The organism is Corynebacterium yudongzhengii (assembly GCF_003065405.1).
In the GTDB taxonomy this organism is placed as follows: domain Bacteria; phylum Actinomycetota; class Actinomycetes; order Mycobacteriales; family Mycobacteriaceae; genus Corynebacterium; species Corynebacterium yudongzhengii.
On the sequence record NZ_CP026947.1, the window covers coordinates 1,533,995 to 1,553,660 of the forward strand.

Here is a 19,666-nt window from a genome sequence, read left to right on the forward strand (position 1 = left end):
CCACTGTAGTGAAATGCGCGTATGCCCGTGGCGCGCACGCGCTACCTGGTGCGCAGAAGGGCGCGGGTATCGTCACAACCTTCGGCGGCGTTTTCGATGTGCGCGCGCAGCTGCGAACGCCCGCGGTGGATGCGGGAGCGCACGGTGCCCATCTTCACGCCGAGGGTGTCGGCGATTTCCTCATACGTCATCCCGACGACATCACACAGCACCACGGGCACGCGGAATTCCGGGCCGAGCTCGTCGAGTGCGTCCTGCAGCGCCGGGTCTAAGCGGTTGACCGAGTACTGCTGCTCCGGGGTCATGTCGGTGCCCGGGACGCGCTCGTAGTCCTCCGGCAGCGCTTCCATGCGGATCTTCTGGCGGTGGCGCACCATGTCCAAAAACAGGTTCGTGGTGATGCGGTGCAGCCAGCTCTCGAACGTGCCGGGCCGGTAATTCTTCAACGACCGAAACACGCGCATGAATGTCTCTTGGGTGAGATCCTCCGCATCGTGCGGGTTGCCGGACAGCCGGTAGGCGAGGCGGTAAACACTGTCTGCGTGCTCAGCGACAAGCGACGACCACGACGGCATCTCCCCCTCGCCCGCATCAAATGCGGCGGTACCGGTCAACGGTTCGGTGCTTCCTGCGGCCTTGACGGCCGGCTCATCGTCGGCGTGGCGTACGGTCATACCTGTTATTTTGTCCTACCCTACGCAAAAAGACCAGATAATAGCCTAAATACATTCTGTGAGTGCCCCCGCGCGGTGGCTAGACTGGTGGGCGTGACTGATACGACGGACGCGGCTGTAGCCGCACAGGTGCAATACATCCGCTCGACCAGCGAGACGAGCGAGGCGCTCGACGCCGCCCGCGCGGACGCTGAGGAATTCGGCCTGACCATCCCCGACGAGGTCACCGGCCAATTGGTGACGACGTTGGCGGCTGCCGGCGCGGCGTCGGGAAGCTCGGGGGCGGTGGCGATCACCCCAGCCGCCGGCGTCGTCGGCCTGTACATGCTGGAGGGTCTCGGCGAGCGCCAGAACGTGACCTGCATCGACTCGGAGGCCGAGCGCCAGCAGCACGCGAAGTCGCTGTTCCGCACCGCCGGGTACTCTCCTTCGCGGGCCCGCTTCCTGCCCTCGCGCCCGCTCGATGTCTTAAGCCGACTTGCCAACGACGCCTACCATCTCGTCTACCTCGACGTCTCGCCGTTGGACATGCCGGCCGCGCTGAAGGCCGCGGTGGGGCTACTCACGGTCGGCGGCACCCTGGTGATGGCGGATTCGCTTCTCGACGGCACCGTCGCCGACACCACCCGCACTGACCCGGACACTCGGGGCGCGCGCGAGGCGGATGCGGAGGCCCGCGCCCTCGAGAATTGCATCACCACCCGCCTGCCGCTGGGCGCGGGCGTGACGCTGGTGACGCGCACGGCCTAAAGACTTAGACGACCTCACCCTTGCCGACGACCACCACGCCACCCGGCGAGACCTTGAAGCGGGACTCGTCGCGGGCCTGGTCGACGCCGATGATCTCGCCTTCGCGGACATAGACGTTCTTGTCCAGGATCGCGTGGCGTACCACCGCGCCCTTGGCCACGCGCACGCCTGGCAGGAGCACGGAGCCTTCGACGGTGGCGCCGTCTTCGATGTGGACGTCGGTGGCGAGCACCGAGTTGCGCACCGTGCCGCCCGAGATGATCGAGCCGGGAGCGACCATGGAGGCCTGCGCGATACCGCCCTGGACGAACTTGGCGGGCGGCAGGTTGGAATCGTCGGTCGAGTGGATCGGCCAGGTCATGTTGTAGAGGTTGAACACCGGGTGGACCGAGATGAGGTCCATGTGCGCCTCGTAGTAGGAGTCGATCGTGCCGACGTCACGCCAGTAGCCGCGGTCCCGGTCGGTGACGCCGGGGACCTCGTTGCCGGAGAAGTCGTAGACGTTGGCCTCCCCCTGCTCCACGAAGTACGGGATGATGTCTCCGCCCATGTCGTGGTTGGAGTCTTCGTTCTTCTCGTCGCGCAACAGGGCGTCGATGAGCGCCTGGGTGGTGAAGATGTAGTTACCCATGGACGCGAACGTCTGGTCCGGATCGTCGGGGGTGCCGGGCGGGTCCGCGGGCTTTTCGAGGAACTCCGTGATCTTGCCGTCCTCGTCCGACTGGATGCAGCCGAAGGCCGTGGCCTCGCGGCGCGGCACGCGGATGCCCGCGACGGTGGCGGCGCGGCCGGAGGCGATGTGATCCTCCAGCATCTGCGCCGGGTCCATGCGGTAGACGTGATCGGCGCCGAAGACAATGACGTAGTCGGGCTTCTCGTCGTAGATGAGGTTGAGCGACTGCACGATCGCGTCGGCCGAGCCGTTGTACCAGCGCTTGCCGCGGCGCTGCTGCGCCGGGACGGAAGCGATGTACTGCGAGACCGGTCCCGAGATGTTCCAGGACTGGGAGATGTGCCGGTCGAGGGAGTGGGACTTGTACTGCGTCAGCACCGCGATCTTGGAGAACCCGGCGTTGACGAGGTTAGACAGAACAAAGTCGATGAGACGGTAGGTGCCGCCGAACGGGACCGCGGGCTTGGCGCGGTCTTCGGTCAGGGGAAACAGGCGCTTCCCCTCGCCGCCGGCGAGAACGATGCTGAGGACATTCGGCTGATTCTTCACACTTCCAAATCTATTCGTCCCTGTCACACTTTGCAGCGATGCGTGCGAATTCCCCACCCGCATCCCGCCCGTTCAGGGTCACCTGCACGACTACCAGCGCATCACTACGCTCGGAGATATGAGAGTCGGAATGATGACCAGAGAGTATCCGCCGGAGGTCTACGGCGGCGCAGGCGTGCACGTCACGGAACTGACCCGCTTCATGCGGGGTCTCGACGATGTCGAGGTCGATGTGCACTGCATGGGCCAGCCCCGCGACGAAGAGAATGTCTTCACCCACGGCGTCGACCCGGCGCTGGAGGAGGCCAACGGCGCGATCAAGACCCTGTCGAGCGGTCTGCGGATGGCGCATGCGGCGGACAACGTCGACGTCGTCCACTCCCACACCTGGTACTCCGGCCTCGGCGGTCACTTGGCCGGCAAGCTGCACGGCGTGCCGCACATCGCCACCGCCCACTCGTTAGAGCCGCACCGCCCGTGGAAGCGCGAGCAGCTCGGCGGCGGCTACGACGTCTCCTCCTGGTCCGAGAAGAACGCGATGGAATACGCCGACGGCGTCATCGCGGTCTCCGCCGGCATGAAGGAGGCCATCATGGATGCGTACCCGCGTATCGACGAATCCCGCATCCACGTCGTCCTCAATGGCATCGATACGACGCTGTGGACCCCGCAGCCGGTCTTCGCCGACAACCCCGACTCTTATCTCACCCGCCTGGGGGTAGATAAAGACCGCCCGATCGCCGCGTTCGTCGGCCGCATCACCCGCCAAAAGGGGGTCGAGCACCTGGTCAAGGCCGCCCACGACTTCGATCCGGACATCCAGCTGGTCCTGTGCGCCGGAGCGCCGGATACCAAGGAGATCGGCGAGCGCACCGCGCAGCTAGTCGCCGACCTGCGCGAGACGCGCGACGGCGTCTACTGGGTCCAGGACCACCTGGGCCCGGAGCACATCAAGGAGATATACACCGCGGCCGACGTCTTCGTCTGCCCCTCCATCTACGAGCCGCTGGGCATCGTGAACCTCGAGGCGATGGCGTGCTCGACGGCGGTGGTCGCCTCCGATGTCGGGGGTACCCCGGAGGTCGTCGTCGACGGCGAGACCGGCACCCTGGTGCATTACGACGAGAACGACACCACCACCTTCGAAAAAGACCTCGCCGAGGCAGTCAACGCTATGGTGGCGGACCGTGACCGCGCGGCTCGTTTCGGAGCGGCCGGCCGTGAGCGGGCCGTCGAGACGTTCTCCTGGGAGGAGATCGCCAAGCAGACGGTCGAGATCTACCGCTCGTTGATCTAGCCCGCCTCCCGCGACCGAAGACACGCACCTGCACCCCACCGGAAAGTCGAGAAGCTTTTTCACCATGCCTGTCCCGTACCGCCCTGAACTGCACGTCACCGCCGAGATCGGCGTGCTCAACGCACCCGCCGGCGTCTTACGCGACGGCGACGCGTGGCACGTCTTCTACCAGTTCCAGCCGCAGCTCGACGCCCCGCCGCGCTGGGGCCATGTCGTCAGCGACGACGGCCCCTTCGACTGGAGCGAGTGCGACGACGCGCTCGCGCCCGAGGGCGAGGAGATCGCGGTGCGGGCGGGCGCTGTCGTCGCCACGCAACAGGGCGCAGACCTCTACTTCACCTCGGTGACCGACAAGGGCACCTCCGTGGAGGTGGCGCACATCGAGTCGGTGGAGGATGCCTGCGAGGTCTCCGACGATCCCTCGCTTCTCGACGCCTCCGTCGCCCGCGCCGGCACCGTCGTCGACGATCGGGACGGTTTCTACAACTTCCGCTCCCCCTGCGTCGTGCCGGGATGGCAGAACGCCGACGACCGCGACGCCGGGCACGCCGGCTGGCTCATGCTCGCGGTCACCGGCGCTACCGAGGACCCGCAGCCGGTCATCCTGCACAGCGACGACGGCCGCGACTGGCACGTCACCGGCGCGCTCACCTTCTCCGGTGACCACGGGCTGGAATCGACCACCCACCTGGTGGCGCCGCGTTTCCTGCGGCTGCGCGACGAGGTCGACGGCGAGATCTACGACGTCTTGCTCATCACCATCGAAAACGACGGCCAAGACATCTCCGGCTACCTCGTGGGCACCCTCGAGGGGGCGAACTTCGAGGTCGTCACCGGTTTCACCCGCATCGACCACGGCTACGACTTCACCCGCCCGCGCACCGCGAACATCACCCAGCGCACGCTGGAGTCCGGCCCGCTTTTCGACGAGGCCGTCATCTTCGGCCTCCTCAACCGCGCCGGGCGGGCCGATGATCCTTCGCAGCACCTCTCGATCCGCGAATCCGACTGGGCCAACGTCCTCTCCTTACCGCGCGTGCTGTCGCTCCAGGGCGGCCGCATCTTCCAGCCCCCGCGCTCCGGAGTCCTCGACGCCATCCACACCTCGCATCGCGCCCGCTCCTGGATCGGACTCTGCGAGATCCCGCACGGCGGCGAAGTCCACGTTGACCTGCGCGATACCGAAGGCAACATCGCCTTCAGCGTGACACACCGCGGCACCGAGGTCATTGTCGATCGCACGATGAACCCGCTGCACTCTGACGAAGAGACCGCCTCCGCGCCGGTCGTGGATAGCGATTCGCAGTCGCTGTCGATCTTCGTCGACGGCTCCACCGTGGAGGTCTTCGTCGACGGTGGCGAGGCCGCCTTGGCATCACGGGCCTACATTGTGGGCGGCGAGGCTACCTTCGAGGTCACCACCTCCGGTGGGGCAAAGATTGAGCGCGCCTACGAACACTCCCCGCACACGGCCGACTCCAACCTGCTTGCCGACCTGCAGGAACTCGCCGACGAAGACGGACTGTTTTCCGACGGCGACGGCGAGGGGTAGGTCGGTTTTCTGGTTGGCTGGGGCGGCTTGGTGTACTGTGGGGCGAATGGTTGGCGACTAGCTGGCTGCTTATCCCTTTCGCCCCTCGTGTTGCGTTAACGCTGCATACCGGGGGCAGACCTGGTGGACTGCGGGAGCGCTACGGAAGAGACCGACGCGACAGATGGGACGGGTGGGGCGACTCGCCGGCAACACCAAGCGCATATCTCTGAGGACTCCCGTGTGTGTTGGCGCTGGTCGAAATGACCCTCCCCTAAAGGAGTCCCACGCGGTCGAAATCAACACTCCTTTCGATAGCCCTGCTTTCGACTAGCGCTAGCGCCGCATACCAGGGCAGAGCCAACAGACCACGGGATCGCTACGGAAGAGACCGGCGTGACGGATGGGACGGACCGCCCAGCAACACCAAGCGCCTATCTTTGCAGACACCAGTGTTGCGTTAGCGCTGGTCGAAATCACCCTCCCCTAAAGGAGTCCCACGCGGTCGAAATCAACACTCCTTTCGATAGCCCTGCTTTCGACTAGCGCTAGCGCCGCATACCAGGGCAGAGCCAACAGACCACGGGATCGCTACAGAAGAGGCCCGCGTGACGGATGGGACGGACCGCCCAGCAACACCAAGCGCCTATCTTTGCAGACACCCGTGTTGCGTTAACGCTGGTCGAAATCACCCACCCCTAAAGGAGTCCCACGCGGTCGAAACCAACACTCCTTTCGATAGCCCTCCTTTCGACCAGCGCAAACGCAACATGCACCAACCAGCGAGGAACCAGAACCAGAACCAGAACCAGAAACCAGAACCAGAACCAGAAACCAGACCCGAACCTACACCCTCCCCAGCCGGGTCAGGTGCGCGCGGGCTGTGACGGTCATCGTCTCGGGCAAGCGCTCGAGCTTTTCCGATAGGTCCTCGATGTGGCGTGCCGAGGGGCTCATCCCCACCTGCGCGGCGATCGCGGAGCGATCCAGCGTCATCGTGAACTCCAGCGACTCCGGCTCGCCGAGCACTCGGAGGTGGCCTTCGGCCTGGTCGATCATGCGCTCGAGTTTGTTCGCCTCGACGCCGATGATGCCGAGGGGTTCGCGTAGCTCATCGAGATGCCCCGGCGCCGGGGTGAGGGTGATGACCTGCCCATCCGCACGCAGGACGCGGGCGAATTCGGCGGGGTTGCGTGGGGCGAAGATGACGGAGATGACGTCGATGGTGTCGTCGAGAAGTGGTAGGCCATCCCAGATATCAGCGACGACGGCACCGAGCCGCGGGTGGGCTTTGGCCAGGCGACGCGCCGCCGCCGTCGAGATGTCCAGCCCGACCCCGCGTGCTTCCTGCACGACGTCGAGGGTGTGCGCTAGGTAGTAGCCGGTGCCGGCGCCGACTTCGAGGATGGCGGGGTCGTGGTCTTCCGGCACGCCGGCGGCGTCCAAAGCGTCGGCTGCGGCCGCCGAGACGGCCTCGACGAAAGGAGCGAAATGCCCCAGAGACAAGAAGGTCTCGCGCGCCTGGACCATCTCGGCGGAATCGCCCTGGTGTTTAAGTCCGGCGCCGCCGGCGAGGGTGACGTAGCCCTGTTTGGCCACGTCGTAGCTGTGGCCGGAAGCGGAGGTTAGGCGGGCGTAATCATCGACCCCGGACAGCGCGGTGCCGTCGACGGGGTCGGCGAGAAGGTCGATGACGTGCGAGAGCATGACCTTGAGGGTAGTCGCTTTAGGCGGAAGTATCTCCTGCGGCCTCGGTCAGCAGTGCACCGAGTTCGGCGGCTTCCTCATGAGTCATCTCGACGACGAGGCGACCACCACCGTCTGCCGGGATACGGGTGACGATGATGCGGTTTTCGACCACGGCCTCCATGGGGCCGCTGCCGGTGCGGGGTTTCATTGCAGCCATGAATAGTGCTCCTGCGGCGAGATTAGTCGGGCCTTACTCCCACTAGCCTAGTCCTTTTCGCGCTCGAGGCGGTGGGCCTCATCCAGCTGAGCCCGTAGATCGGCGATGACCTCATCGACCTGTTCGGGGCGATATCCCCTGGGTACGAGTTCGAAACGGAGATCGTCAAGCTCCCCGCGGTCCAGCGCGGCGCGGTTGAAAGCCCGCACGTCGACCTTCTCGTCGACGTCGCCCATGACGTCTCCAAGCCCGAAGATCTTGCCCCACCCCCACGTGCTGAGCACGACGAGCGCGGCGAGCACGAGCAGCAGCAGAATCCAGGAGAACATATCATCACACTGTACCCGGCGCGCGGCGCTCGCCTGGGAAATGTGGATGCTCTGACTCGAGCTTCCCGGCGCGCTGCGCGATGGTGGCTGCGACGGTGCGGGCCATGGGCGCCAGCTCGTCGAGAGGCCGGTTGCGATGCTGCCGCGGCGGCAGGTCAACCTCCGCGATGGCCTGACGCCCATACCGCCGGCAGGTATCGATGAGCAGGCCCGCCTCCACCCCGTAGTCACCGACGAACGGCAGTTCCAGCGCGGCCGAGCGCCGGATCGCGTACTCGCCGGCTAAAGGCTGGGCGATGTCTCCGAGTTCCGGGAAGAACAGCGCCAACAGTGGGCGGGCGGTCAGCTCGGTGACGCGTCCTCCCCCGCTCGGCTGCCCGCCCAGCGTGCGTTGGTAGCGGGCCTTGACGAGGTAGATGGTGTCGTCGATAAGCGGGGCGCTAAGCCGATCCACCATGTCGGTGGGTGGGGCGGTGAGATCGCCGTCGATGAAACAGACGATGTCGCCGGTGGCGGCGATGGTCCCGCGCCAGAGGGATTCGCCCTTGCCGGGGCGGGGTGTGACGGTGGGCAGGATCGCTCGCCAGTTGAGCACGCGTGCCCCGGCCTCGCTGGCGCGTGCGGCACTGTTGTCGGTGGAGTCGGCGTCGATGACGAGGATCTCGTGCGGCCGATCGGCAGCGACGGCACGCACCACCGCCGCGATGGTGTCTTCTTCGTTGAGAACCGGGATGACCACGCTCACCTTCAGCGCGGTGCTCATGCGAGTCCTCGGATCGTGGCGGCGGGCGGGATATCACCGGCGATGGCGGCGGTCATGGCGATGACGTCGACGGTTTCGGCGACCTCGTGGGCGCGAAACGCCGCCACCCCGCGCGCGGCGGCCCAGGCGGTGGCGGCCAGCGTGCCAGCGGTGCGCTCGCCCACGCCGCGGTCGAGCGCTTCGCCGACGAAGTCCTTGTTCGACAGCGCCATGAGGACGGGCCAGCCGGTGGCGACGAGCTCGTCGACACGCCGCAAAAGCTCCAGGCCGTGGAAGGTGTTCTTCCCGAAGTCGTGGGTGGGGTCGATATAGACGCGCTCGGCGGGGACGCCGCAGGCCACGGCGCGTTCGGCCAGCGCGGTGGTCTCGCGGATGACGTCGGCGACGATGTCGTCGTAGCCCACGCGGTGCGGGCGGGTGCGCGGGGTGGCGCCGCCGGTGTGCGAGCAGACGTAGCCGGTCTGGTGGGCGCCGGCGACCTCGACGAGCTTCTCGTCCCAGCCGGCCCACGTGTCGTTGATGAGGCGGGCGCCGGCGGAGATGGCGGATTCGGCGACATCGGCACGCCAGGTGTCCACCGAGACGGTAACTTCGGGGTGGCGCTTCGCGACGGCCTCCACCACCGGCACGATGCGGTCGATCTCGGCGGCGGCGGTGACCTCGTCGCCGGGGCCGGCTTTCACGCCGCCGACATCGATGATGGTGGCGCCTTCGCTGACGGCGACATCGCAACGCTCGAGCGCGGCCTCGAGCTGCCAGGTCAAGCCCTTGTCATAGAAGGAGTCGGGCGTGCGGTTGACGATCGCCATCACCTCGGCGAGTCGGCGGGCACTCACTCGCGGGCCTGACCCCGTGCGGCCAGGCGGCCGTCGGTCATGATCTGGTGCTTTTCGACGATGTAGTCCACCGCCTCCGTCACCGAGTCGGTGACGAGGTAGAGATCAGTATCTTCCGGCGAGATCAGCCCGCGGGTGACGAGCTGGTTGTCCATCCAGTCGACGAGCCCGCCCCAGAAGTCGGTGCCGATGAGCACGATCGGGAAGTTGGTGACCTTCTTGGTCTGGACCATGCAGAGGATCTCGAAGACCTCGTCCATGGTGCCGAACCCGCCCGGCAGCGAGATGAACGCCTGCGAGTACTTCAAGAACATGGTCTTGCGGGCGAAGAAGTAGCGGAAGTTGATGCCGAGATCGACCCACTCGTTGAGGTGCTGCTCGTGTGGCAGCTCGATGCCAAGGCCCACCGACAGCCCGCCGGCCTCGGAGCAGCCCCGGTTGGCGGCCTCCATCAGACCGGGCCCGCCGCCGGTGAGCACGGCGTAGCCCGCGTTGTGTAAGGCGGCGCCAACCTCGCGCCCGGTCTCGTATTCCGGGGTCCCTTCGCCGAGGCGGGCGGAGCCGAACACGGTCACGGCCTGCGGCAGGCCGGACAGGGCGTCGAAGCCCGCGACGAATTCGGACTGGATGCGCAAGATGCGCCACGGGTCGGCGTGCTGCCAGTCGTGGTCCGCGCCGAGTTCGAACAGTCGCTGATCGTAGGTCGACTGCTGCTTCTCCTCGGCGGTGCGCATGAGCACCGGGCCGCGCAGCATCCGCTGTTTACTCGGATCCGGGGTCTGATTCGGGGCCATGGGGTTAAAAAGAATTCCTTCTACTGTTTGCTGAACTCGCCGGTCAGATACAACTCTAAGACGCCGGCGACATGCGTGATGTCACTGACCGGGCACTGCTCGCCCGGCTTGTGGGCATACCCCGGATCGCCGGGGCCGAAGTTCACAGCCGGTATATTCAGACTAGAGAACCTGGCTACATCCGTCCATCCGAATTTGGCGCGGACCTCCCCTGCGACCGCGCGCACAAGTTCCTCGGCCGCCGGAGCGTGCAGACCGGGCAGCGCGCCGCCGACGGCATCGTCGACGTGCACGTCGAACGCGGGGTCGTCGTCCACCGCCAGCACCTGGCGCAGGTGGCCCATCGCGTCTTCCAGAAGGCGATCCGGGGCGAAGCGGAAGTTGACGGTCAGCCTCGCCTCATCGGGCAGGGTGTTCGTGGCCACCCCGGCGGCGAGTCCGACGACGTTGAGCCCTTCCCGGTACTCGCAGCCGTCGATAGTCACGGTGCGCGGTGGGTAGTCGTCGATACGCTGCATCACCCCGGCGAGCCTATGGGCCGCGTTGTCGCCGAGCCAGGCCCGCGCGGAGTGGGCGCGTTCGCCGTGCGCGGTGAGGGTGAGGCGGATGGAGCCCTGGCAGCCGGCCTCGATCACCCGGCCGGAGGGCTCGCCGAGCAGCGCAACGTCGCCGCGCAGCCACTCGGGTGCTCGCTTTTCGACGAACCCCAGCCCGTTGAATCTCGAAGCGACTTCTTCCCCCTCATAGCAGATGAGGGTGAGATCCCGGCTGAGCCGGGTAGAGCCGGCCAAACTGGCGAAGGCGTGCAGGTAGCAGGCCAGGCCGGTTTTCATATCGACTGCCCCGCAGCCGTGCAGGATCGCGTCCTCGCCGGCGCCTTCGAGGCGGTGGGGGACGTTGTCGGCGATCGGCACGGTGTCGATGTGTCCGGCGAGGATCACCCTCTCGCGAAAGCCGCGGTTAGTGCGCGCGAGCAGGGTGTTGTCGATGCGCAGGATCTCCACGCCGTCTTTTTCCAGCGGGCGCAGTCCGGCCTCGATGGCATCGGCGAGGGCTTTCTCGTGGTGCGAGGGGCTGGCGATGTCGATGAGGTCAGCGGCCAGCGCGACCGGATCCTTAGAGAGGGTGAGTCTAGACACATCGGCACATGTTACTGACCGTCCCCCTTGCCGTGTAGCCCTTCGGCAGAACCGATAGTGTGAAAAGCATGCAGAGACTGGGAGCGCGCGCCGTCGGAATCGCCAACATCGCCATGGACGGCACCATTCTGGATACCTGGTACCCCTCGCCGGAGGTCGTCGACCTCGATGACCCGGAGGTGTCGCTGGTTTCCGGCACCGAGCGCCTCGGCGCCTCAGATATCCCGGACCAGCTGTTGAAGCTCGTCTCCGTCGACAACGAGCGCATGGTCGAACAAGTCGCGGTGCGCACCACCATCGCGGATCTCAACGCCTCCCCGGTCGATGCCCACGACGTCTATCTGCGCCTGCACCTGTTGTCGCACCGGCTGATCAAGCCGCTGACGATCAACCTGGATCGTGCCCTGCATCTGTTGTCGACGGTGGTGTGGACCAACAAGGGCCCGTGCCTGCCGGATCACTTCGAATACCTCCGCACCGCGCTGCGCTCGCGCGGGCTGATCCATGTCTATGGCATCGAGAAGCTGCCGCGCATGGTCGACTACGTCGTGCCCTCGGGCATCAACATCGCAGAGGCCGAGCGCGTGCGCTTAGGCGCGTACCTCTCCCCCGGCTCCCGGGTGCTGCGGGAGGGTTATGTCTCCTACAACTCCGGCACGCTCGGGGCGGCGCGGATCGAGGGGAGGCTGACCTCGGGCACGGTCGTCGGCAAGGGCTCGGATATTGGGCTCTCCGCCACCGTGGTCAGCGAGCGTTCGGCCAGCGGGCTGCGCGAGCCGCTGCGCATCGGGGAAAACTGTCACTTCGCGGTCTCGGCGGGTGTGCACGGGATCTCGATGGGCAATGGCTGCTCGATCGGCCCGTCGATCATCATCGAGCCGGAGACCGACCTCTTCGACGTCGCCCTCGGCCAGGTGGTCAAGGGCTATTATCTCAACGGGCAGTCGAATTGGCACGTGCGCAGCGAGTCGGGCTACAACGTGCCGACGGTGCGCTGGACGAGTTCCTAATGAGTTCCTAAACCCCCTGTGCGCCGGGCGGGTGTAACCACCGGGGCTTAAAGGCACCCTGACATATTCCTGTGAGGCGGCGCACTACTAGTGTGTCCTGTATGAGCACTGCCACGTCCACCTCCGCCGCAGACGGAAATCAAAACACCAGTCTGGGCCGGGGTCTCAAAACCCGCCACCTGACCATGATGGGGCTGGGCTCGGCTATCGGTGCCGGCCTCTTCCTGGGCACCGGCGTCGGCATCCAGGCTGCCGGCCCGGCCGTCCTCATCGCCTACCTCGTCGCCAGCATCCTCGTCGTCTCTGTGATGAGCATGCTCGGCGAGATGGGCGCCGCCCGCCCGTCGTCCGGGTCCTTTTCCACCTACGCCCGGCAGGCCTTCGGCCACTGGGGTGGATTCCTGCTGGGCTGGCTGTACTGGTTCATGCTGGTGATGGTCATGGGCGCGGAGATCACCGGCGCCTCTGCCATCATGGCCACCTGGTTCAGCGTGGAGCCGTGGATCCCGGCGCTAGTGGTGGTCATCGCGTTTACCATCATCAACTTCGCCGCCGTGAAGGGCTTCGGCGAGTTCGAGTTCTGGTTCAGCTTCATCAAGGTCGCCGTCATCATCGGCTTCTTGCTCATCGGCCTGGCCCTCTGGTTCGGCCTGCTGCCCGGGCATGACTTCGTCGGCCTGAGCAACGTGGCTGAATCCGGCTTCGCCCCGAACGGCCTGCCGGGCATCGCCGCCGGCCTGCTGGCGGTGGCCTTCGCGTTCGGCGGCATCGAGCTGGTGACCATCGCCGCCGCCGAGTCGGAGAACCCGGCGAAGAACATCACCACGGCGGTGCGCAGCGTGGTCGTGCGCATCATGATCTTCTACTTGGGTTCGGTGGCGATCATCATCGCCCTGCTGCCGCCGGAGCGCATCACCGACGCCGAGACCGCCGCCGAGTCGCCGTTCACCCGCGTGCTGGAGCTGGCGAACATCCCGGGCGTGGTCGGATTCATGGAGGCGATCATCGTCCTGTCGCTGCTCAGCGCCTTCAACGCGCAGATCTACGCCACCTCGCGCCTGGTGCACAACCTCGCCGAGGAGCGCGACGCGCCCGCCCTGTTCCGCAAGACCTCCGAGTACAAGGTGCCGATCAACGCGGTGATTCTGTCGATCATCTTCGCCTTCGCCTCCGTGGGCCTGCAGTGGTGGAACCCGCCGGGACTGCTGACCTTCCTGCTCAACGCCGTCGGCGGCTGCCTGCTGGTCATCTGGATCATGATCACCTTAAGCTACCTGCGCCTGCACCCGCAGATGCGCCTCAACGGCGAGCTTACCGTCATGCGCGTGCCCGGCTACCCCTGGGTGCCGTGGGCCACGCTGGTGGGCTTGGGCGGTCTCATCGTGCTCATGCTTTTCGACGCCGGCGCCCGCGGCCAAGTCGTCTCCGTCGCCATCATGGTCGCGGTGATCGTGGCGCTGTCGTTGCTATCCCGTAAGAAGTCCATCGCCCACGCGCGGGAAACCGAGGCTTTTGCCACCAAGGCGTAAGATAAGCGCCCATAGCTGCACCAGCCTCACCAGAAGGGACTTCCCTGCCCGCATGACCACTGCATACGCCCGCGGACTGGCCACCATCACCCACGACGGCACGGTACTGGATGTCTGGTACCCGGCGCCGCTTCTCGACGAAACGGTGACCGCCACGGGCACCGAGCGGCTGGCAGACTCGCCGCAGCAGTTCGCTCACCTGATAGGGCCTGACGACGAGCGCGGCGTCGCCCGCATCGCCGTCGCCACGTCGATCGCCTCGTTGGAGGAGGCGCCCGTCGACACCTATGACGCCTACCTGCGCCTCCACCTGCTCTCCCACCGGCTGGTGCGCCCGCACGGGCTTAACCTAGACGGGGTGTTCGGGCTTCTGGCGAACGTCGTGTGGACCAACTACGGGCCGTGCTCCGTGGCTGATTTCCAGATGGTGCGCGGCCGCCTCGCCGGCCGGGGCCCGGTGACGGTCTACTCGGTGGATAAGTTCCCCCGCATGGTGGACTACGTGGTCCCTTCGGGGGTGCGCATCGGGGATGCCGACCGTGTGCGCCTCGGCGCCCACCTGGCCGAAGGCACCACGGTGATGCACGAAGGTTTCGTGAATTTCAACGCCGGCACCCTGGGCAGCTCCATGATCGAAGGCCGCGTCTCGGCGGGCGTGGTCGTCGGCGATGGTTCCGACGTCGGCGGCGGCGCCTCCATCATGGGCACGCTCTCCGGCGGCGGGCAGGAGACGATCTCGGTGGGCAAGCGCTGCCTGCTGGGTGCTAACTCGGGGCTGGGTATCTCGCTCGGCGATAACTGCACCGTCGAGGCGGGGCTCTACCTCACTGCCGGCACGCGGGTGATCGTCGGCGAGGAGGTCGCCGAGCTTGTCGACGCCACCCCCGGCGACGAAGTCAAAGCCCTAAAGCTTTCCGGTGTGTCCGGGGTGACGTTCCGTCGGAACTCCATCAGCGGCGCGATCGAAGCTCTCCGTGGCAAGGTCGACGGCGTCGAGCTCAACGCCTCGCTGCATAAGAACTAGGATCCGGTGTGGAAAGTCGGTGTTGAAAGGAGCAGCCATGAACCGCGCTACAGAAATCGCTATCGCTGGCCTCGCTCTGATTGGCCTAGTGGTCAACTACATTGTGGGCGGACCGAACTGGGTGGCGCTGATCCTCATCACCATCGCCGGTGCGCTGCTCGTGATAGGCGATCCGGCGAACCGCCCGGTTGAGCGCTAGGGCGTGTCTGACAATTTCTTCAGCCAGGTCATGACGGCGATAGCCATCACGCCGACCCGGTAGACAACCGCGAGCTTGTCGTACCGGGTTGCCACACCCCGCCACTGCTTGAGGTTGCCGAAAACCGTTCCACCACGTTGCAGCCCTTGTAGGACTGCGCATCGAACGTCGGTAGACGCCCACCCATCGAGCCTTTCCGCTTCCGGGCGGCGATCACGTCCTTTTTCTCCGGGATCGTCGCCGTGATCTTGTGCTCGCGCAGATACCTGCGCACAGCCTTCGATGCATACGCCCTATCCGCGCGCAGTTCATCGGGCCGGGTGCGCGGTCGGCCCACCATCCCGGGCACCCGCAGGCGTTTCAACAACGGGATCAGCACCGGGCAGTCACCGCGGTGGCCCGCAGTAACGATCATGGTCAGGGGCATGCCGTGGCCGTCGACCAGGGCGTGGACCTTGGTAGACAGACCACCCCGTGATCGGCCGACCGCGTGATCAGGCGGCTCGGCCAGCAGGTTGTTGTAATTCGACAAAGCCCCCTGTGACCCGCGTGATGTTCGTGGCGTGCTGATGGGCCCGGGCGATCGTCAAAGTCCACCGACACCGACCAGTCGATCAGGTCTTCCGTATCGGCCTGTCTAAGAAGTCGCTGAAAGATCACGTCCCAGGTGTCCGTCCTTGGCCATCCGGTTGTGCCAGGTGTAGACCGTCTGCCAGGACCCGAAGCAGGCGGGCAGGTCACACCGCGCGATCCCTGCCCGAAGGCAGTAGAGGATGGCCTCGAGCATCTGCCGGGGATCGGAGAACGGTCGGCCTTTTCTCCCCGTGCGACGGGGCAGAAGCTCTTCGACCATCTCCCACTGGGCATCACTCAACATGTGAAAACGCGACACGGGAGCCAGGGTCCCATGCCACGCTTCCCTCAATTATCAGACACGCCCTAACACGTTGCGAGGGCGGTCTGCGCTTGGGTTCGATACGCGCACACCGTTGTGGAGCGGGACTTCCTTAACTGACCCGGCCTCCCTACGACTGCCCGAATTCGCCCACATCTGGCGATTGTCTAGAGAATCGGCTCATTGTTTGGGCTGGTCCTTGTCCGATTGCGGCGCGGACTCTGAAGCGGGAGCAGGGCTCGTTTCTTCAAGCCGCTTGTCCGATGCGGTTTGTTGGTAGCAGCCATCCGGCCCCGCCGCCACGCCCTAGGCCGCAGTGGCGCAGACTTCCCAACTCTCGGCAGCCCCCGAGCGCGGCTGGGGTGTCAAGGCGGCTCGGTGCTCGCCGCACGGCACAATCGGCAGCGGGGACGATCACAGTGCCAGCCGGCGGAGGCTTTTACGCACGTGCGTAAAAATCAGAGGCCTCGGGTGACGGTGGGGTTCGGGTACCTATGAATTCCCCGAGATCCATCAATTTCCGATTACGCACGTGCGTAAAAGCCCGCTCCGCACTATGCGGCGGCAGAGTGAGTCTGGGAGCTGTTTCGGCTCGCAGGGTCCGGCCCTGTGAGGGCAAAGGGCGAACGACTCCGACAGCCGAGCTTGGTTTTATGCACGTTCGTAAAAATTAGAAGCCTCAAGGGGACAGTGTGGCTCGTGTACCCATGAATTCTCCGGGATCCATTGATTTCCGATTACGCATGTGTGTAAAAACCCGCTCCGCACTATGCGGCAGCAGAGGGATTCTGGGGCTCTCTTCACCTCCGCCAGTAGACCAAGACGGCGGTCCCGCAATTCTTTTCAGGCTGATCACCAAGAGGCCAGGAACATTCCCGTAAGAACGCTCAGACGTGTGGGAGATTTCGCGGTGCCTGACAGCGTGGAATGAGATGTATCGCCGGAGCCTCTGCATCAGGGATGCGTCGGAGTTAGGGATGCTACCGCGTAGCCGGAACCCTACTACCAACTCCGCGGACACGCGCTACCACCTACCCCGGATCGGAAAGACAACCCTAAAGCAACGGTCGCCGCTGAAGCCCCTATGCCGCGGCATAGTTCGCAACACCATTACGCACGTGCGTAAACGGGGCGTACCCCAATCCCCGAACGGCATTCGCGATGAAGTCCCGACCACTATGCCGTCGCATACTCTTACTGGAAACGTTTCGCATTTTACGCACGTGCGTAATGACGACACCCGAAATTAAGGCGCGAGAAAAGCTCCTAGGATCTAACCCACCATGCCGCGACACAGTCTCCAGAGATTACGCACGTCCGCAAAAATCCTCGACACGCCCCAAAGCCACGGTGGTCACCGAAGCCCCCACGCCGTCACATACTCTTGCTGGAAACCCTTTGCATTTTACGCACGTGCGTAAAACACAGCCGGCCCCTCTATGCCATGGCATAATCCAGCGCCCCCCGACCCGCACCAAGCACGTACTACACCGCGACGTGCGCCTGTTTCGAGGCAAGCAACACCATCGCGATCAATAGGACAACCACGGGGAGACTGCCCCACGCGATCAACGAGTCATCCAACACCAAGCAAGCGACACCACCGGCGAAAAGCGGGATGCTCGACAGCTTCAAGTAACCCGCAGCAGCTTTATGCCCCTTCACCCAGGCTTCGTCGCTCGCCATGAGCTTTTCGGTCCTGATACCAACCCACTGGTTTTTCGGAAGCTTTCCCTGCCCCGATCTCACCCCGAGCCAGAGAATAAGCGCGCCAGTCGCCAGCAAGGCCACGGTCATAATGATCGAGTAAGCGGTCATGGTGGTCATTCTCCTTGCTTCAAAGAGTTCGCCTGAAAAGTTACAATGTTAAAACCTTTTCTTCAGGTTACACACCCCAGCAGCATGAGGGATGTCACTTTTCACCTTTCGCTGCCCATTCGCGCAAATCCCCAAGTAAGGCCATGAAGAAATATACGATAAGGGGGTACAGCAGGGCAGAAATAACGGCGGCGATTTCCGGAAGTGCAATCGCGGCCGGCACGTACGAGGCATAGAGCACCAACGACGAGTTGTCCATGAATTCCTTGGGCTTTAGCACCTTGTACTTCGGGACAAAGTACACCAGCGCCCCCACGAGGATCACCGCCGAGAGAAGCCCCAGCGCATAGTCAAAACCAGTGCGCGCATTCGCCACACACGACCACACCCCGGCAGCAGAGGGCACCGACAACGCCAGCAACCAGCACACGTTGAGGCCAAGTTCTCTTTTGGTCATCACCCGTGCTCCCTCCGCGTCATCTTCCACACAAACTCCCTACAAAACCGCTTCCTAAGCCTAGCGAACACAAACGCAATTCAGACACAATAAAGAGAACAACAATCCACCCACACAACCCACCATCATGAAAACCGCATTCCGTGCCCTCCTTGCCCTCGGCATCTGCGCCGAGATCGCGGTGCTGATCGTCGTCGCTACGTCCTCCGGCACCTCCCCGGCCTGGCTGCTCCTCCCCCTCGCGTTGATTCTGTCGGCCCTAGCGCTGTTGTTCTCAGGGATGCTCACAGACCGGCGCCATGCGGGCTCCTGGGCCGTCTCCCTGTCCATTACCTCCGAGCGCTTCGGGGTCCCGCGAAAAGCACTCGCGCTCCTCGTCTCCGAGGTCATTTTCCTCGCCTCACTCCCCTGGCTGCTGCGCCGTCCCTCCGGCGACAAGACCGGCAACAAGGCCGGCAACACGGCCGTCACCAAGACCCACCCCGGGTATAAGAACCTACGCACCGTGGTGATTGTCATCGTCGGGCTCGTCGTCGTGGAGATCGTCGTCGTGCACCTGGCCGTGCCCAGCGAGTTCTGGCGACTCCTGCTACTGGTCTTAAGCGTCTACGCCCTGATGGTGCTCCTGGGCTTCTACGCCTCGGTGAAATCCCGCCCGCATCTCGTGACCCCACAAGCGCTCATCCTGCGCCACGGCGGCCGGTTTTTCTGCGAGATCCCCTGGGAGAACGTCACGCGCATCTCCGGCGCCCGGCCCGGCCAAGGTGGCGATATCACCATCAGCGACAACGGCGAGACCCGCCTGCCGGTGCTGAGCGAAGTCAACGTCAGAATCGATCTCGACCCGCCGGTAACGGCCGCCGATCTGCACAAAGGCTGCGCCGAGGCCGCCGCCGTCGAGATCTACTGCGACGATAAGAAGGCATTCCTGGAATCAGCCGAGGCCTACCAACGCCGCTAGCGATACGGCGGTTCCTGCACGATCGCGGTCGTTTTGGGCTTGCGGAACGCCCAGAGCTTGTTGATCGCGAAGTTCACCGGCATCGCCACGATGATCGAGATCGCCGACGCCCAGTAGAACTTCGTGCGCAGGCCCGAGGAGTCGTCGAAGATGTCTTCGGGAAGCGCGATCGGCGAGGTGGGGTTCATCAACAGGGTGGCCACGAACGTCGAGACCACCAGCGAGACCAGCCCAGAGGCCAAAAATGGGAAGAACCCGCGCCACCAGGACCGCTTCGCGATCCCCCGGAACGTCCACGAGCGGTTCAGCTGGTAGTTCCAGGTATTCGCCGCGAGGAAGGCGATGATCATGAACACGTGGTACCAGCGCACGTTCCACGGCGTGCCGACGATACTGAAGAACACCTCGTGCTCAGAGATCCCCCAGCCCAGCTCGGCGGCCTTCTTGGTCAGGTAGATGACCGCGAGGTTGACGATGGTGCCCGAGCCGCCCACCACGCCGAACATGAGGAACTGGCGCATGCCGTTCATAA

The 19,666-nt window shown here is 64.9% G+C and carries 22 protein-coding genes; 8 read left to right on the plus strand and 14 right to left on the minus strand.

What is annotated here, in order from left to right; all coding sequences use genetic code 11:
- Positions 1-41: 41 nt before the first annotated feature.
- On the minus strand, positions 42-674 hold the full coding sequence (sigE, locus tag C3B44_RS07105; RefSeq protein WP_108431770.1) for an RNA polymerase sigma factor SigE: 633 nt from the start codon (positions 672-674) through the stop codon (positions 42-44).
- A 93-nt stretch (positions 675-767) separates the two neighbouring features.
- On the opposite strand from sigE, the gene C3B44_RS07110 reads away from it, so the two are divergent.
- A complete protein-coding gene (locus tag C3B44_RS07110) occupies positions 768-1,424 on the plus strand; it encodes an O-methyltransferase (RefSeq protein WP_108432601.1) in 657 nt (218 codons plus the stop codon).
- Positions 1,425-1,428: 4 nt separating this feature from the next.
- Here the strand turns inward: C3B44_RS07110 and glgC are convergent, their stop codons facing one another.
- The gene (gene glgC / locus C3B44_RS07115) at positions 1,429-2,646 is read right to left on the minus strand and encodes a glucose-1-phosphate adenylyltransferase (RefSeq protein WP_199222380.1); all 1,218 of its coding nucleotides are present in this window, start codon (positions 2,644-2,646) and stop codon (positions 1,429-1,431) included.
- 118 nt (positions 2,647-2,764) lie between these two features.
- Here glgC and glgA point away from each other — a divergent pair, with 118 nt between their 5' ends.
- Positions 2,765-3,943: a glycogen synthase gene (gene glgA, locus C3B44_RS07120; RefSeq protein WP_108431772.1), complete on the plus strand. Its 1,179-nt coding sequence runs from the start codon at positions 2,765-2,767 to the stop codon at positions 3,941-3,943.
- A 64-nt stretch (positions 3,944-4,007) separates the two neighbouring features.
- Positions 4,008-5,495: a GH32 C-terminal domain-containing protein gene (locus tag C3B44_RS07125; protein WP_108431773.1), complete on the plus strand. Its 1,488-nt coding sequence runs from the start codon at positions 4,008-4,010 to the stop codon at positions 5,493-5,495.
- Positions 5,496-6,320: 825 nt separating this feature from the next.
- Here the strand turns inward: C3B44_RS07125 and C3B44_RS07130 are convergent.
- From C3B44_RS07130 to dapE, 7 genes are read right to left on the minus strand one after another with little or no spacing between them, the layout of a single operon-like run.
- Positions 6,321-7,181 (minus strand): methyltransferase domain-containing protein, encoded by an 861-nt coding sequence (locus C3B44_RS07130; protein WP_108431774.1) that lies wholly within the window; start codon positions 7,179-7,181, stop codon positions 6,321-6,323.
- Positions 7,182-7,200: 19 nt separating this feature from the next.
- On the minus strand, positions 7,201-7,380 hold the full coding sequence (locus C3B44_RS07135) for a DUF3117 domain-containing protein (protein WP_108431775.1): 180 nt from the start codon (positions 7,378-7,380) through the stop codon (positions 7,201-7,203).
- 47 nt (positions 7,381-7,427) lie between these two features.
- Positions 7,428-7,709 carry a hypothetical protein gene (locus C3B44_RS07140; protein WP_108431776.1) on the minus strand — a complete coding sequence of 94 codons (282 nt, stop codon included), beginning with the start codon at positions 7,707-7,709 and terminating at the stop codon, positions 7,428-7,430.
- A 4-nt stretch (positions 7,710-7,713) separates the two neighbouring features.
- Positions 7,714-8,472, minus strand: coding sequence for a glucosyl-3-phosphoglycerate synthase (locus tag C3B44_RS07145; protein WP_108431777.1), 759 nt, complete (start codon positions 8,470-8,472; stop codon positions 7,714-7,716).
- On the minus strand, positions 8,469-9,281 hold the full coding sequence (folP, locus tag C3B44_RS07150) for a dihydropteroate synthase (RefSeq protein WP_108432602.1): 813 nt from the start codon (positions 9,279-9,281) through the stop codon (positions 8,469-8,471). The genes C3B44_RS07145 and folP overlap by 4 nt, the downstream gene beginning before the upstream one ends.
- Before the next feature lie 23 nt (positions 9,282-9,304).
- Positions 9,305-10,102, minus strand: a complete 798-nt coding sequence (locus tag C3B44_RS07155; protein ID WP_108431778.1) for an LOG family protein — start codon at positions 10,100-10,102, stop codon at positions 9,305-9,307.
- A gap of 20 nt (positions 10,103-10,122) precedes the next feature.
- Positions 10,123-11,241, minus strand: a complete 1,119-nt coding sequence (gene dapE, locus C3B44_RS07160) for a succinyl-diaminopimelate desuccinylase (protein ID WP_108431779.1) — start codon at positions 11,239-11,241, stop codon at positions 10,123-10,125.
- A 68-nt stretch (positions 11,242-11,309) separates the two neighbouring features.
- Between dapE and C3B44_RS07165 the strand changes: the two genes are divergently transcribed.
- The 4 genes from C3B44_RS07165 (at position 11,310) to C3B44_RS11650 (ending at position 15,003) form a co-directional block, all read left to right on the plus strand.
- On the plus strand, positions 11,310-12,251 hold the full coding sequence (locus tag C3B44_RS07165) for a 2,3,4,5-tetrahydropyridine-2,6-dicarboxylate N-succinyltransferase (RefSeq protein WP_199222381.1): 942 nt from the start codon (positions 11,310-11,312) through the stop codon (positions 12,249-12,251).
- Positions 12,252-12,352: 101 nt separating this feature from the next.
- A complete protein-coding gene (locus C3B44_RS07170; RefSeq protein WP_108431780.1) occupies positions 12,353-13,780 on the plus strand; it encodes an amino acid permease in 1,428 nt (475 codons plus the stop codon).
- A gap of 52 nt (positions 13,781-13,832) precedes the next feature.
- Positions 13,833-14,804, plus strand: coding sequence for a 2,3,4,5-tetrahydropyridine-2,6-dicarboxylate N-succinyltransferase (dapD, locus tag C3B44_RS07175; protein WP_108431781.1), 972 nt, complete (start codon positions 13,833-13,835; stop codon positions 14,802-14,804).
- Between the two features lie 37 nt (positions 14,805-14,841).
- Positions 14,842-15,003 carry a hypothetical protein gene (locus C3B44_RS11650; RefSeq protein WP_158268616.1) on the plus strand — a complete coding sequence of 54 codons (162 nt, stop codon included), beginning with the start codon at positions 14,842-14,844 and terminating at the stop codon, positions 15,001-15,003.
- A 46-nt stretch (positions 15,004-15,049) separates the two neighbouring features.
- Here C3B44_RS11650 and C3B44_RS11765 read toward each other — a convergent pair whose 3' ends face one another.
- The 4 genes from C3B44_RS11765 to C3B44_RS07190 form a co-directional block, all read right to left on the minus strand.
- Entirely contained in the window at positions 15,050-15,535 is a 486-nt protein-coding gene (locus C3B44_RS11765; RefSeq protein ID WP_199906013.1) for a transposase, read from the minus strand.
- A 105-nt stretch (positions 15,536-15,640) separates the two neighbouring features.
- Positions 15,641-15,880, minus strand: coding sequence for a transposase (locus C3B44_RS11770; protein WP_108430616.1), 240 nt, complete (start codon positions 15,878-15,880; stop codon positions 15,641-15,643).
- Between the two features lie 1,503 nt (positions 15,881-17,383).
- Positions 17,384-17,725: an SdpI family protein gene (locus tag C3B44_RS07185; RefSeq protein ID WP_235840510.1), complete on the minus strand. Its 342-nt coding sequence runs from the start codon at positions 17,723-17,725 to the stop codon at positions 17,384-17,386.
- A gap of 85 nt (positions 17,726-17,810) precedes the next feature.
- Positions 17,811-18,173 (minus strand): hypothetical protein, encoded by a 363-nt coding sequence (locus C3B44_RS07190; protein WP_146183498.1) that lies wholly within the window; start codon positions 18,171-18,173, stop codon positions 17,811-17,813.
- 127 nt (positions 18,174-18,300) lie between these two features.
- Here C3B44_RS07190 and C3B44_RS07195 point away from each other — a divergent pair, with 127 nt between their 5' ends.
- On the plus strand, positions 18,301-19,134 hold the full coding sequence (locus C3B44_RS07195) for a hypothetical protein (protein ID WP_108431783.1): 834 nt from the start codon (positions 18,301-18,303) through the stop codon (positions 19,132-19,134).
- Here C3B44_RS07195 and C3B44_RS07200 read toward each other — a convergent pair.
- Positions 19,131-19,655 carry a GtrA family protein gene (locus C3B44_RS07200; RefSeq protein ID WP_108432605.1) on the minus strand — a complete coding sequence of 175 codons (525 nt, stop codon included), beginning with the start codon at positions 19,653-19,655 and terminating at the stop codon, positions 19,131-19,133. The two genes, C3B44_RS07195 and C3B44_RS07200, sit on opposite strands and share 4 nt — an antisense overlap.
- Positions 19,656-19,666: the final 11 nt, after the last annotated feature.

What these genes read in the sequence shown, in the direction of transcription:
- sigE (WP_108431770.1), bottom strand. Translation starts at nt 674, where the DNA reads ATGACCGTACGCCACGCCGACGATGAGCCGGCCGTCAAGGCCGCAGGA.
- glgA (WP_108431772.1), top strand. Translation starts at nt 2,765, where the DNA reads ATGAGAGTCGGAATGATGACCAGAGAGTATCCGCCGGAGGTCTACGGC.
- C3B44_RS07125 (WP_108431773.1), top strand. Translation starts at nt 4,008, where the DNA reads ATGCCTGTCCCGTACCGCCCTGAACTGCACGTCACCGCCGAGATCGGC.
- C3B44_RS07130 (WP_108431774.1), bottom strand. Translation starts at nt 7,181, where the DNA reads ATGCTCTCGCACGTCATCGACCTTCTCGCCGACCCCGTCGACGGCACC.
- C3B44_RS07135 (WP_108431775.1), bottom strand. Translation starts at nt 7,380, where the DNA reads ATGGCTGCAATGAAACCCCGCACCGGCAGCGGCCCCATGGAGGCCGTG.
- C3B44_RS07140 (WP_108431776.1), bottom strand. Translation starts at nt 7,709, where the DNA reads ATGTTCTCCTGGATTCTGCTGCTGCTCGTGCTCGCCGCGCTCGTCGTG.
- C3B44_RS07145 (WP_108431777.1), bottom strand. Translation starts at nt 8,472, where the DNA reads ATGAGCACCGCGCTGAAGGTGAGCGTGGTCATCCCGGTTCTCAACGAA.
- folP (WP_108432602.1), bottom strand. Translation starts at nt 9,281, where the DNA reads ATGGCGATCGTCAACCGCACGCCCGACTCCTTCTATGACAAGGGCTTG.
- C3B44_RS07155 (WP_108431778.1), bottom strand. Translation starts at nt 10,102, where the DNA reads ATGGCCCCGAATCAGACCCCGGATCCGAGTAAACAGCGGATGCTGCGC.
- C3B44_RS07165 (WP_199222381.1), top strand. Translation starts at nt 11,310, where the DNA reads ATGCAGAGACTGGGAGCGCGCGCCGTCGGAATCGCCAACATCGCCATG.
- C3B44_RS07170 (WP_108431780.1), top strand. Translation starts at nt 12,353, where the DNA reads ATGAGCACTGCCACGTCCACCTCCGCCGCAGACGGAAATCAAAACACC.
- dapD (WP_108431781.1), top strand. Translation starts at nt 13,833, where the DNA reads ATGACCACTGCATACGCCCGCGGACTGGCCACCATCACCCACGACGGC.
- C3B44_RS11650 (WP_158268616.1), top strand. Translation starts at nt 14,842, where the DNA reads ATGAACCGCGCTACAGAAATCGCTATCGCTGGCCTCGCTCTGATTGGC.
- C3B44_RS11770 (WP_108430616.1), bottom strand. Translation starts at nt 15,880, where the DNA reads ATGTTGAGTGATGCCCAGTGGGAGATGGTCGAAGAGCTTCTGCCCCGT.
- C3B44_RS07185 (WP_235840510.1), bottom strand. Translation starts at nt 17,725, where the DNA reads ATGACCACCATGACCGCTTACTCGATCATTATGACCGTGGCCTTGCTG.
- C3B44_RS07190 (WP_146183498.1), bottom strand. Translation starts at nt 18,173, where the DNA reads ATGACCAAAAGAGAACTTGGCCTCAACGTGTGCTGGTTGCTGGCGTTG.
- C3B44_RS07195 (WP_108431783.1), top strand. Translation starts at nt 18,301, where the DNA reads ATGAAAACCGCATTCCGTGCCCTCCTTGCCCTCGGCATCTGCGCCGAG.
- C3B44_RS07200 (WP_108432605.1), bottom strand. Translation starts at nt 19,655, where the DNA reads ATGCGCCAGTTCCTCATGTTCGGCGTGGTGGGCGGCTCGGGCACCATC.